Annotated in this window: 14 protein-coding genes; 7 read left to right on the plus strand and 7 right to left on the minus strand. The window is 62.8% G+C overall.

Annotated elements, in window-relative coordinates; translation table 11 throughout:
* Nucleotides 1–79: 79 nt before the first annotated feature.
* The 4 genes from ACD578_RS03650 to ACD578_RS03665 form a co-directional block, all read right to left on the minus strand.
* Nucleotides 80–841 carry an ABC transporter permease gene (locus ACD578_RS03650; RefSeq protein ID WP_404290956.1) on the minus strand — a complete coding sequence of 254 codons (762 nt, stop codon included), beginning with the start codon at nt 839–841 and terminating at the stop codon, nt 80–82.
* Entirely contained in the window at nt 838–1,809 is a 972-nt protein-coding gene (locus ACD578_RS03655) for an ABC transporter ATP-binding protein (RefSeq protein ID WP_404293686.1), read from the minus strand. Before ACD578_RS03655 ends, ACD578_RS03650 begins: the two co-directional genes overlap by 4 nt.
* A gap of 210 nt (nt 1,810–2,019) precedes the next feature.
* A complete protein-coding gene (locus ACD578_RS03660; RefSeq protein ID WP_404290958.1) occupies nt 2,020–2,685 on the minus strand; it encodes a DUF2865 domain-containing protein in 666 nt (221 codons plus the stop codon).
* A complete protein-coding gene (locus ACD578_RS03665; RefSeq protein ID WP_404290960.1) occupies nt 2,622–3,143 on the minus strand; it encodes a hypothetical protein in 522 nt (173 codons plus the stop codon). Before ACD578_RS03665 ends, ACD578_RS03660 begins: the two co-directional genes overlap by 64 nt.
* 156 nt (nt 3,144–3,299) lie before the next feature.
* On the opposite strand from ACD578_RS03665, the gene ACD578_RS03670 reads away from it, so the two are divergent.
* Both ACD578_RS03670 and ACD578_RS03675 read left to right on the plus strand, forming a co-directional pair.
* The gene (locus tag ACD578_RS03670; RefSeq protein ID WP_404290962.1) at nt 3,300–3,683 is read left to right on the plus strand and encodes a VOC family protein; all 384 of its coding nucleotides are present in this window, start codon (nt 3,300–3,302) and stop codon (nt 3,681–3,683) included.
* A gap of 63 nt (nt 3,684–3,746) precedes the next feature.
* Nucleotides 3,747–4,253: a CreA family protein gene (locus ACD578_RS03675; RefSeq protein ID WP_404290964.1), complete on the plus strand. Its 507-nt coding sequence runs from the start codon at nt 3,747–3,749 to the stop codon at nt 4,251–4,253.
* Between the two features lie 12 nt (nt 4,254–4,265).
* On the opposite strand, the gene ACD578_RS03680 is transcribed toward ACD578_RS03675, so the two are convergent.
* Nucleotides 4,266–4,877 carry a LysE/ArgO family amino acid transporter gene (locus ACD578_RS03680; protein WP_404290966.1) on the minus strand — a complete coding sequence of 204 codons (612 nt, stop codon included), beginning with the start codon at nt 4,875–4,877 and terminating at the stop codon, nt 4,266–4,268.
* Between the two features lie 94 nt (nt 4,878–4,971).
* On the opposite strand from ACD578_RS03680, the gene ACD578_RS03685 reads away from it, so the two are divergent.
* Nucleotides 4,972–5,877 carry a LysR family transcriptional regulator ArgP gene (locus tag ACD578_RS03685; protein WP_404290968.1) on the plus strand — a complete coding sequence of 302 codons (906 nt, stop codon included), beginning with the start codon at nt 4,972–4,974 and terminating at the stop codon, nt 5,875–5,877.
* Nucleotides 5,878–5,889: 12 nt separating this feature from the next.
* Here the strand turns inward: ACD578_RS03685 and ACD578_RS03690 are convergent, their stop codons facing one another.
* Nucleotides 5,890–6,213 (minus strand): hypothetical protein, encoded by a 324-nt coding sequence (locus ACD578_RS03690; RefSeq protein WP_152713111.1) that lies wholly within the window; start codon nt 6,211–6,213, stop codon nt 5,890–5,892.
* Nucleotides 6,214–6,506: 293 nt separating this feature from the next.
* Between ACD578_RS03690 and cysS the strand changes: the two genes are divergently transcribed.
* The 4 genes from cysS (at nt 6,507) to ACD578_RS03710 (ending at nt 10,867) form a co-directional block, all read left to right on the plus strand.
* A complete protein-coding gene (gene cysS / locus ACD578_RS03695) occupies nt 6,507–7,976 on the plus strand; it encodes a cysteine--tRNA ligase (RefSeq protein ID WP_404290970.1) in 1,470 nt (489 codons plus the stop codon).
* A 151-nt stretch (nt 7,977–8,127) separates the two neighbouring features.
* Nucleotides 8,128–8,637 (plus strand): GNAT family N-acetyltransferase, encoded by a 510-nt coding sequence (locus ACD578_RS03700; protein WP_404290972.1) that lies wholly within the window; start codon nt 8,128–8,130, stop codon nt 8,635–8,637.
* Nucleotides 8,634–10,229: a citramalate synthase gene (gene cimA, locus ACD578_RS03705; protein ID WP_404290975.1), complete on the plus strand. Its 1,596-nt coding sequence runs from the start codon at nt 8,634–8,636 to the stop codon at nt 10,227–10,229. Before ACD578_RS03700 ends, cimA begins: the two co-directional genes overlap by 4 nt.
* A gap of 188 nt (nt 10,230–10,417) precedes the next feature.
* On the plus strand, nt 10,418–10,867 hold the full coding sequence (locus tag ACD578_RS03710) for a DMT family transporter (protein ID WP_404290977.1): 450 nt from the start codon (nt 10,418–10,420) through the stop codon (nt 10,865–10,867).
* 10 nt (nt 10,868–10,877) lie between these two features.
* Here the strand turns inward: ACD578_RS03710 and ACD578_RS03715 are convergent, their stop codons facing one another.
* Nucleotides 10,878–11,486, minus strand: coding sequence for a TIGR00730 family Rossman fold protein (locus tag ACD578_RS03715; protein WP_404290979.1), 609 nt, complete (start codon nt 11,484–11,486; stop codon nt 10,878–10,880).
* Between the last annotated feature and the right edge of the window lie 123 nt (nt 11,487–11,609).

An 11,609-nucleotide genomic window follows, 5' to 3' on the forward strand; every position in this document is an offset into this window, starting at 1 on the left:
TCCCGGTGTCTGATACGGAAAAAGCCGCGCCTCATTCCATCGAGATCACCGGCACAAGGCCGGTGATGACGTGCGGTGGTTACGCCTTGATCTTGTACCCCGACCTGAAGATCCACCAGACGGCGGACAGGCAGATCAGCATGAAGACGAGGGTCATCGCTAGGCTGATCCCGACGCCCACGTCGGCGACGCCGTAGAAGCTCCAGCGGAAGCCGCTCACCAGATAGACCACCGGATTGAACAGGGCGACCGTCTGCCAGAACGGCGGCAGCATGTTGATGGAATAGAAGCTGCCGCCCAGGAAGGCGAGGGGCGTCACGATCATCAGCGGGACGACCTGCAGCTTCTGGAAGCTGTCGGCCCAGATGCCGATGATGAAGCCGAAGAGGCTGAAGGTGACGGAGGTCAGCACCAGGAAGGCGATCATCCAGAAAGGATGCTCGATCGAGAAATCCACGAAGAGCCGCGCCGTGATCAGGATGATGGCGCCGATGATCACCGACTTGGTGGCGGCCGCCCCCACATAGCCGATCACCGTCTCGAGCGCCGAGATGGGAGCGGACAGGAGTTCGTAGATGGTGCCGGCGAATTTCGGCATGTAGATGCCGAAGGAGGCATTCGAGATGCTCTCCGTCAGGATGGAGAGCATGATCAGGCCCGGCACGATGAAGGCGCCGTAGCTCACGCCGTCGATACTGGCCATGCGCGAGCCGATGGCCGATCCGAAGACGATGAAATAGAGCGAGGTCGAGAGAACCGGCGAGGCGATGCTCTGCATCAGCGTCCGCCAGGTGCGGGCCATTTCGAAGAGATAGATGGCCTTGATGCCGTAGAGATTCATGGGCGTCCCCTGACCAGGCTGACGAAGATCTCCTCGAGCGAGCTCTCGGAGGTCTGCAGGTCCTTGAAATCGATGCCGTGCTCGTTCAGGCGGCGCAGAAGGCCGGCGATGCCTGTCTCCTGCGTCTGCGTATCGAACGTATAGACGAGTTCGGTGCCGTCGGCGGAAAGCTGCAGGTTCTCGGATTGCAGCTCGGTTGGAAGCACCGAGAGAGGGCTCTGCAGGTGCAGGGTGAGCTGCTTCTTGCCGAGCTTCTGCATCAGGACGTTCTTGTCCTCGACCAGGATGATCTCGCCCTTGCTGATCACCCCGATCCGGTCGGCCATCTCCTCGGCCTCTTCGATATAGTGGGTGGTCAGGATGATCGTGACGCCACTCTCCCGCAAACGACGGACCATGTTCCACATGTCCCGCCGCAGCTCGACGTCGACACCCGCGGTCGGCTCGTCGAGGAAGAGGATCTTGGGCTCGTGCGACAGCGCCTTGGCGATCATGACCCGGCGCTTCATGCCGCCCGAGAGCGTCATGATCCTGCTGTCCCGCTTCTCCCACAGGGAGAGGTCCTTCAGGATCTTCTCGAGATAGGCCGGATTGGGCGGCTTGCCGAAGAGCCCCCGGCTGAATGTCACCGTCGCCCAGACGCTCTCGAAGGCATCGGTGGTGAGTTCCTGCGGGACGAGGCCGATCTTGGTGCGCGCAGCCCGATAATCGCGGATGATGTCGTGGCGGTCGGCGGTGACGGTACCCGTGCTCGGATTGACGATCCCGCAGATGATGCTGATCAGGGTCGTCTTGCCGGCGCCGTTGGGCCCGAGCAGTGCGAAAATTTCGCCTCGCCGGATCTCCAGATCAACCTTTTTCAGGGCCTGGAAGCCCGATGCATAGGTTTTGCTGAGCCCGGAGACAGCAATGATGGGATCCGATGCGCCCGCGGGCCGGGGCATCTCAAGGGAATCGAGCGGTTTCATGCCGGGGTGATAGCATGACCGGAGGCTGTGCGGAATGCGCGGGCTCGTACGCTCCCTTGTCATCACCGGCACAAGCCCGGCCATGACGTGGAGGGTGTTATCCCCGGCAGTCCGAAAGGACCGGCAAGGGGACCATAACCACGCGTCCGGATTTAGATTCCCTTGCCCTCCGTTGCGCTCCGGCCAGGAATGACACCGTTCTGAACGCAATCAGTTCTGCGCGTGCGGGACCGGGATCAGGTTGGGTGCGATCACCCGCACCGTCTTCTTCTGGCCATTGCCCGCAACGACTTCCTGCTTGGAGCCCTCGCCCTGGCTGACCACGGCGTTGGTCTCGATCGATTGAGGGCCGATACCGGCCGATTCCTTGCTGGCGGTCGGAGCAGCGGCGGCGATCTCGGCCGCCTCCTTGGTCTCGTCGTCGGCCTTCTTGTCGGCGGCCTTGCGGGCCGCCTGCACCTTCGGCCTGGAGAGTTCCTCCGCCTTCTCGGCGGTGACGATCATGTCGCCCTTGCGCTGCTGGAGCATGCTCTCCGCCTTGCGCAGAACCACCGCCCAGCTCTCGTCAGACTTCTTGCAGGCGCAGCTCTCGTCGAAGGTCTTCCGGAACTTGAACGCGTTCGCCAGCGACGTATAGGGCTGGTTCGAGGAGAGCGAGGCTGCCCGGTTGAGGCCTTGATCGCCGCCCGGATAGGCGAAGGCCAGGGTTTCCGTGCCGGGGCAGAGGGACTGGCACATCTCGTTGGCGCTCTGACCGCCGCCCGGAGGAGTGGTGAGCGGGAAGAACGAACCGTCGCAGGTCTTGACGCAGATCAGGCGTCCGCCGCCCATTGACCGTGGTCCGTCATCGGCGATGATGGGCTGCCCCTCGGGCATGATTTCCTGCTGCTGTTGCTGGCGCGGAGCGCCGAACAGGATTCGAAGAACCCGCGCGGCTGATCGGTGGAGCAGGTCTGCTGGACGGCCACCTGCAGCTGCCGGCGGCGCGCGTCGACCTGGCTCTGATCGACGGCCTGCGAGGCGAGGCGGGCATAGCCGGCCTCGAGCTGGCGGATCTGCTGGGCGATCGAGCCGCATTCGGCCGGCGCCGGGCCGGCGAGGAAGCCGAGCGGTCCGCGCTCGCAGCCGATATTGCGGTAATAGCCGACGAGACGGTTGATCTCCGCCCGCTGGGCCTGCATCTGGCCGGTCGGCGCGCTCCCGCTGCTGCGGTCCAGGGCCGCCAGTTCGGCCTGAAAACGCTGGCACTGCGCCGACTGGGCATAGGCTGCCTGTCCGGCGGCCAGGAAGGCCGTCACGGCGATGAGGGAGCGGAGAAATGATGTCTTTGCCATAGAGCTGATCGCAGAACCGGTCCGTTGCGGCGTCACATGCCTGGGTAAGCTGGTCATGTGCCGCTGGAATTTGACCCTATTGTGATTAACGCCTTGTCCCCTTCGAGGAAAGCTGTCTAGCTCTCCCGGAACAGCGACTCCGAAAAGTGACCCTGCATGTACTCTCATACGACCATCGGAGCAAATGACCTCGGTCGGGCGAGGGGCTTCTACGATGCCGTGCTGGCTCCCTTGGGGCTCGAGGTGCGGTTCTCGGATAACGGCATCATCGGCTGGGGCCTTCCCGGCGGGCGACCGCAATTCCTGGTCGTGCACCCGTTCGACGGCACGGAGCCGAACCCAGGCAACGGTTCCATGATCGCGCTGCTGGCCTCGAAGCGCAGTCTTGTCGATGCCTGCCATGCCGCGGCCATGGAGCACGGCGGAGCGGACGAGGGCGGGCCGGGTCTGCGACCGCACTATCACCGCAACTATTACGGCGCCTATTTCCGGGATCTCGACGGCAACAAGATCTGCATCGTCAGTCATCACGCCGAATAGCCTCTCGTCAAAGGCTCAAACCATCCCCACATGACAGCGTAACCGTGGGAGTTGATTGGAAAGATGCTTGCTCGAATTGCTTTGGCCCTGGCCCTGACGATGGGCGCGTTGACTGGCGCCGCCGCTCAGGAGCCCGACCTGATTTTCAAGAAATCGACGGTCTGGCGGGCGCTGACTCCGGACGACAAGCTCGCAATCTACGGGATCGACGATCCCGTAGTCGATGGCGTGGCCTGCCACTATACGACTCCCGAGCGCGGCGGCATTTCCGGCACCTTCGGCGTGGCCGAGGAGGTCTCCGACATCTCGTTGTCCTGTCGGCAGGTGGGCCCGGTGAAGTTCAAGCAGAAATTCGGCCAGGGCGACGTGGTGTTCAGTGAGCGCCGGTCGCTGATCTTCAAGAAGATGCAGATCGTCCGCGGCTGCGACGCGAAGCGCAATACCCTGGTCTACATGGTTTATTCGGACCGGCCCATCGAAGGCTCACCCAAGAACTCCACCTCGACGGTCCCGCTGATGCCCTGGGGCACCGAGGTTCCGCCGAAATGCGGGGAATGGCTGAAGTCGTAAGGGACCACACCCTCAGACCGAACCGTCGCTTAGTAGCAGCCTTGCGGCCGTCGCCCACATGATGAGCCCGATGGCGATGTCGAGGATCCGCCACGTGACGGGCCGGGCGAAAAGGGGCTTCAGGAGGCGGGCGCCAAAGCCGAGGGAGAAGAAGAACGTGAAGGACGCCAGCATGGCGCCAGTGGCGAACAGTGCCTTTCCCTCGTCGAACTGGGTCGAAATCGAGCCGATCAGGACCACCGTGTCGAGATAGACATGCGGGTTGAGCCAGGTCAGGGCCAGGCAGGTGAGAACCACCCGGCCAAGTCCGGTCTGTGCCACGTCGGATGGCCTTAAGGACTCTGACTTGAAAGCGGCCACGAAGCTGCGCGCTCCATAGGCGATAAGGAAAGCGGCTCCCCCGTAAAGCAGAACCGTTTCGGCCCAGGGCACCCGCGCGCTGAGTTGCGCGAAGCCGGAAACGCCGGCCAGGATAAGCAGCGCATCCGAGAGGGCGCAGGTCAGGCACACCGCGAGAACGTGCTCGCCGCGCAGGCCGACGCGCAGCACGAAGGCATTCTGCGCCCCGATGGGGAGGATCAGGCTGAGGCCGAGCAGGAAGCCGGCGAAAAGGGGAGCGGTCATGTCGATGGTCCAAGGAGGAATCGACGTTTCCTAAGTGCTGTCCTAGGATTAGGGAAATTAAAGTCCCTGAACCTAATTTAGAAAAATTAATCCGATGCTGGATTACGCTCTTCTTTCCGCCCTGGCTGCAGTGGTGCGCACCGGTAGCTTCGAGCGGGCGGCGCAACAGCTCAACGTGACGCCCTCCGCCGTCTCCCAGAGAATCAAGCTGCTGGAGGAGCGCATCGGGACCGTTCTCGTCATTCGGGGGCAGCCGTGCCTGGCCACCGAAGCGGGCCAGCGCCTGTGCCAGCATGTGGAGCAGGTCGCCCTCCTCGAAAGCGCCCTGCGCCAGAACCTGCCCGGGCTGGAATCCGAGACCCGCCCGGTGACCCTGCGCCTTGCTGTCAACGCGGACAGTCTCGCCACTTGGTTCATCCCGGCGATGGCTAGGACGGAGGGCTTGCTGTTCGACCTGGTTCTGGACGATCAGGATTACAGCGCGGATTGGCTGCGGCGCGGCGAGGTCGTGGCGGCCGTGACCTCCCACGGCAGGCCGATTCAGGGCTGCAACTGCTATCCCTTAGGCGCCCTGCGCTATGTGGCGACGGCGAGCCCCGGCTTTGTGCAGCACTGGTTCGCCGAGGGATTTAGCAGGCAAGCGGCGGCTCGTGCCCCGTGTCTGGTTTTCAACCCGAAGGATCAGTTGCAGGCGATATGGCTGCGACAGGCCCTTGGAAGCCAGCCCCTCGGGAGCGAGGTGCAACCGCCGCTCCATTGGCTCCCGTCGTCGCAGGCTTTCGTCGATGGGGCCCTGGCAGGGCTGGGCTGGGGCATGAACCCGGAACTGCTGGTCCAGGACCATCTCCAGGCAGGGCGGCTGGTGGCGTTGAAGCCGTCTCAGCCTCTAGAGGTGCCGCTTTACTGGCAGCAGAGCCGGATCGTCGGTCCTCTGCTGGCGGACCTGACCCGAGCCGTCCTCGCGACTGCTCGGGCCATGCTTTCGCCGATGTCGTCTTAGGTTGGATCCGTCTCAGTTCGAGCAGGTCACGGAGACGGGCGGCTCCTTGGGGCCGAGCGATGCCTTCTGGATGTTGCCCGTGACTTCCTCGGGCGAGATCTGTCGGTAGGAAACAGCCTTGGTGTAGCCATGGGCCTCGCACCAGGCGTTTGCCACAACTTGGCCACAAGCTTGGTTTGTGATCAGGCATTCCGCGACGCCATAGCCGTCGGCGGCGGGAACCATGAAGGTGGCTTCGGTCGAAGAGGCCTGGGAGCCATTGGGGAGCAGCGTCAGGGACGCGGCTGCAAGAAACACAACAGTACCCATTCCGAGCATCGTGAATGCGCGGCGCATCGAAGACCTCATTGGTTGAACTCGTGCCATTATGTCACGAGTGTGCGTGAACAAAGCTCTAACGCGCTTGGCCGGAACCCGTTTCATGCGGTCGTGCAAATTAAACATGATTACCAAATCGGAAATCTTGACGTTCTGAGGCTGAAAAGGCATTGATGGCTTCATGAACACGGCAACGATCCTCATTTCCGGGATTATTTGCGGCTAGCGCATTTCGCTGGCTGGAGCCGTCTCGTTCTCATTCCAAGATCGAAACCACCCTCCGGCCTGCGGCCTGACAGGGATTTGGTTTCATGGCGGCAAGCTTGAGGCTCTACAACACGCTGACCCGGTCGAAGGACGTTTTCGTTCCGATCGATCCTGAGAACGTGCGCCTCTACGTCTGCGGACCCACCGTTTACGACTACGCCCACATCGGCAACGCCCGCCCGATCATCGTCTTCGACCTTCTCTTCCGTCTGCTGAGGCATGTTTACGGTAAGGAAGCCGTCACGTATGTGCGCAATATCACCGATGTGGACGACAAGATTAACGCCCGCGCGGCCCGGGATTACCCGGACCTGCCCCATAACGAGGCCATCCGCGTCGTCACCCGGAAGACGGAAGAGCAGTTCCACGCCGATATCCGGGCGCTGGGCGTGCTCATGCCGGAGGACGTGAACGAGGCAGGGAAGCTTCCTCGTTTCGTCGAACCCCGGGCGACCGAGCACATCGACGAGATGCGCATGATCATCGAGCGGCTGATCGACCGCGGGGCGGCCTATGTGGCCGAGGAGCACGTGCTCTTCTCCGTCGCCGCGATGCAGAAGCTGCCGAACGTGCCGCAATACGGCGCCTTCTCGAAGCGCTCCCTCGACGAACTGCTCTCCGGCGCCCGCGTGGACGTGGCGCCCTACAAGCGCGACCCGATGGACTTCGTGCTCTGGAAGCCCTCGGGGCCGCAAGATCCTGCTTGGGCGTCACCGGCCGGCATCGCAACCCCGGGCCGTCCCGGCTGGCACATCGAGTGCTCGGCCATGTCCTGGAAGCACCTGGTCCAGGCCTTCGAGACGCGGCTCGCCTGCGCGGACCCGACGGCCCGCGAGATCTTCGACATTCACGGCGGCGGCATCGACCTCGTCTTCCCGCACCACGAGAACGAGATCGCACAAAGCTGCTGCGCCTTTGACACGCCGCGCATGGCCAATGTGTGGATGCACAACGGTTTCCTGCAGGTGGAAGGGGAGAAGATGTCGAAGTCGCTCGGCAACTTCTTCACGATCAACGAGTTGCTGCAGGATTGGCCCGGCGAGGTTTTGCGCTTCAACATGCTGCGCACCCATTACCGCCAGCCGATCGACTGGACGATCAAGGGCCTCGAGGAAAGCGAGAAGATTCTCGACCGCTGGTATGAACTTGCCGGCCGGGGAGAGGCTGTTTTCCTTTCGGATCAGATTATCGACGCGCTCGCGGACGACCTCAATACGCCGAAGATGCTGGCGGAGCTTCATGCTCTCGACGGGCAAGGCGCTCATGAGGAACTCGGTGCGAACCTTCGTGCGCTCGGTTTCCTTCTCGAAGGAGCCGAGGCCTGGGAGGCCCGCAAGCGGGCTTCGCTCAGCATCGATCCCGCGCAGGTCGAAGCGCTGATCGGGGCCCGCAAGGAAGCGCGCGTTGCCAAGAACTGGGCCGAGTCCGACCGCATCCGCGACGAGCTCGCGGCGCTCAATGTGGTGGTGAAGGACAACAAGGACGGCACCACCACTTGGGAGGTTGCGCGATGAGTGCGTCATTACCCTCCACCGTCATCCCCGGGCTAGTCCCAGGGATCCCGATCGGTAAAGCGTTGCGCTCTTCCCATCGGGATGGCCGGGACAGGCTCGGCCATGACGTGCGTGAAATGTGCTGCACATTCAGGAATGGGGGTGCGTGCTGATGGGACAGGCATCGCCGAAACCGGGGCTTCGGCCCTTCCTGCCCGCCGATCTGCCGGTGCTCGTCGACATCTACGAGGAGAGCATCGCGGAGCTGACGGGCGAGGATTACAGCGAGAGCCAGCAGGAAGCCTGGATGGCTCTCGCGGAGGATGATTCCTTCGCAGAGAAACTGACGAAGGGGCTAACCCTGATTGCGACCGTCGAGGGTTCTCCCGCCGGCTTCATTGCGCTCAAGGACAACGAGGTGATCGAGCTGTTTTATGTGCATCCGGCAGCAGCCGGGCAGGGGATCGGCACGATGCTCTACGACGCCATCGAAAAGCTCGCCGGCGCACGCGGCGCCTCGCGTCTCGTGGCGGAGGTCAGCGACAATGCGCTGCCCTTCTTCCAGAAGCATGGCTTCCAGCCGCAGCGCCGCAACACCGTGCCGCTCGGCGACGAATGGCTCGGCACCACCACCATGGAAAAGCGTCTGACGCCCCAGGAAGACAGGAAGTTGTCGTCATGAGCCGCGAGCGCATCACTCTCTTCGACACTACCCTGCGCGACGGTGCGCAGACCACCGGCGTGGATTTCTCGCTTGAGGACAAGAAAGTGATTGCCACGCTTCTCGACAAGCTCGGCATCGATTACGTGGAAGGCGGTTATCCCGGTGCGAACCCGCTCGACACCACGTTCTTTGCCGAGAAGCGCACGAAGAATGCCAAGTTCACCGCCTTCGGCATGACGAAGCGGGCAGGGCGCTCGGTCTCGAACGATCCCGGCGTCGCGGCGCTGCTCGAAGCGCAGGCCGATGCGATCTGCTTCGTTGCCAAATCCTGGGATTACCATGTCCGCGTAGCGCTCGAGACGACGCTCGAGGACAACCTCGCCGGCATCCAGGAGAGCGTCGAAGCCGCTCGCGCAAAAGGTCGCGAGGTGCTCGTCGATTGCGAGCATTTCTTCGACGGCTACAAGGCCAATCCCGATTACGCGCTCTCCTGCGTGAAGACGGCCTACGAGGCCGGTGCACGCTGGATCGTGCTCTGCGATACCAATGGCGGCACGCTGCCTCACGAGGTGACCGAGATCGTCACGGCTGTGACTAAGATTGTGCCCGGCGCGCATATCGGCATCCATGCGCATGACGATTGCGGCTGCGCGGTTGCCAATTCGCTCGCCGCCGTGGAAGCGGGCGCACGCCACATCCAGGGCACGCTCAACGGCCTGGGCGAGCGCTGCGGCAACGCCAATCTCATCACGCTCATCGGCGCCTTGAAACTGAAGGACGGCTATGCCGCCCGCTTCGATCTCGGCGTCACGGACGAGACTTTGAGCCAGCTCACCCATGTCTCGCGGCAGGTGGACGAGATCCTCAACCGTCAGCCGAACCGCCATGCGCCTTTCGTGGGTTCAAGCGCTTTCGCGACGAAAGCCGGCATCCATGCCTCCGCCGTGCTGAAGGATCCGCGCACCTACGAGCATGTGGAGCCGGAAGTCGTCGGCAACGCGCGCAGGCTTCTCGTGTCCGATCAGGGCGGGCAATCGAACATCCTGGCCGAGTTGAAGCGCTGCGGCTTCGAACTCGAAAAGGGCGATCCGCGTATCGTGCGCGTGCTCGACGAGGTGAAGCGCAAGGAGGCGCAAGGCTTCGCCTTCGAAGGCGCGGACGCGTCCTTCTACGTGCTCGTCAAGCGCATGCTCGGCGAGGTTCCGGCCTTCTTCGACGTGGAGCGCTTCTCCGTCAACGTGGAGCGCCGCTTCAACGCGGTCGGCGAGCTGGTCACCGCATCGGAGGCCATCGTGAAGGTGCGCGTGGGCGACGAGGTGCTGATCTCGGCCGCCGAGGGCAACGGCCCGGTGAACGCGCTCGACGTGGCGCTGCGCAAGGATCTCGGCAAGTATCAGAACCTGATCCAGGACCTGGAGCTGGTGGATTATAAGGTCCGCATCTATCAGGGCGGATCGGATGCCGTCACGCGCGTGCTGATCGAGTTCATGGACGGCTCCGGTGAGCGCTGGACCACCATCGGCGTCTCTCCGAACATCATCGACGCCTCGTTCCAGGCGTTGACGGATTCGATGGTCTACAAGCTTCTCAAAAGCGGAGCGTCGCTCTAACAAGTCTCTTGCAACGCGCGACCTCATCCTGAGAGCCTGGCTCATCATGCACTCCCTCGCCGTCATGCGCAGCACAAGGCCGGTGATGACGCGAGGAGGCCGCTGGCCCTTTACGAGCCAGACTCTCACGATGAGGTCAGTGTCCGCATCCGACACTGCTGAAACCGAGCATCATTCCAGGCAATCCCATGAACGTCTCGATCCTGCTACCGCTCTCAGGAATTCTTCTGGGCGGCGTGTTCCTCTCGTCCCAGGCGCCCATCAATGCCGCCCTGGCGCGATCCCTCGGCGATCCGGTGCTGGCGGCCTGCATTTCGTTCGGGATCGGTTTTCTCATCCTGGCGGCGATCAGCGTCTTTCGGGGTTCATGGCCGTCCGGCGGCGCCATTGCCGCAGCGCCCTGGTGGTCCTGGCTCGGAGGTTTCCTCGGCGCCTTCTATGTCGCCATCGTGATCTGGGGCGTGCCGCAGCTCGGCGTGGTCAGCACCGTGGCGGCCTTGGTCTTCGGTCAGGTGGCTGCCGCACTGGTTCTCGATGCCGTGGGAGCCTTCGGCCTTCCCGTGCAGGCGATCACCTGGCAGCGATTGCTGGCAGCAGGCCTCATCCTGAGCGGGCTCGTGCTGTCGCGCGCAGGATGAGGACGGTCTTTTAGAACTGGCTCTCGATGGCCTCTTCGTTGCTCACGATACCGATCCGCCGGGCGGCGTTTTCGAGCATGGGAATGACCTCTTCCACCCGTTCGGCCACGAGGTAATTGAGCTCCAGTCCGGGACGGACGAAACCTTGTTCGCGCATGTGGGCGATCAAGGTGAGAAGGGGCTTCCAGAAGCCCTTGGTGCTCAGCATCAGGATCGGCTTGGTGTGCCGGCCGAGCTGCGACCAGGTCATCTGCTCGACGAGCTCCTCCAGTGTCCCGATCCCGCCGGGCAGGGCGACGAAGGCGTCGGCCTTCTCAAACATCAGCCGCTTGCGGGTGTGCATGTCAGGCACGACGATGGTTTCCTGCACGTCGTCGAGGAGCTTCTCGCGGGACTTCAGAAAGTCAGGGATGATCCCTGTGACATAACCGCCGTGATCGAGCACGGATTGAGCCACCGTGCCCATGAGGCCCACATTGCCGCCACCATAGACCAGATTGATCCCCTGTTCGGCCATGGAGCGGCCCAATACCGCCGCATTCTCAGCGAAAACGGGGTCGTCCCCGAAGCCGGAGCCGCAATAGACGCAAATGGATTTGATCGATCTGGTGGATGACATGGGCATATCGGGGAGGCGGGGAGCCTCCCGCGTTGAGTCGTAGAGCATTATTTGTCCTTTATGGCCGTAGCCTTTTGAAAGATAAACGGTTTAAATGCACGAAAGTGCCGCGTTCGAGAAAAA

Origin of the sequence: Microvirga sp. RSM25 (assembly GCF_044784385.1) — a bacterium.
In the GTDB taxonomy this organism is placed as follows: Bacteria; Pseudomonadota; Alphaproteobacteria; order Rhizobiales; family Beijerinckiaceae; genus Microvirga; species Microvirga tunisiensis.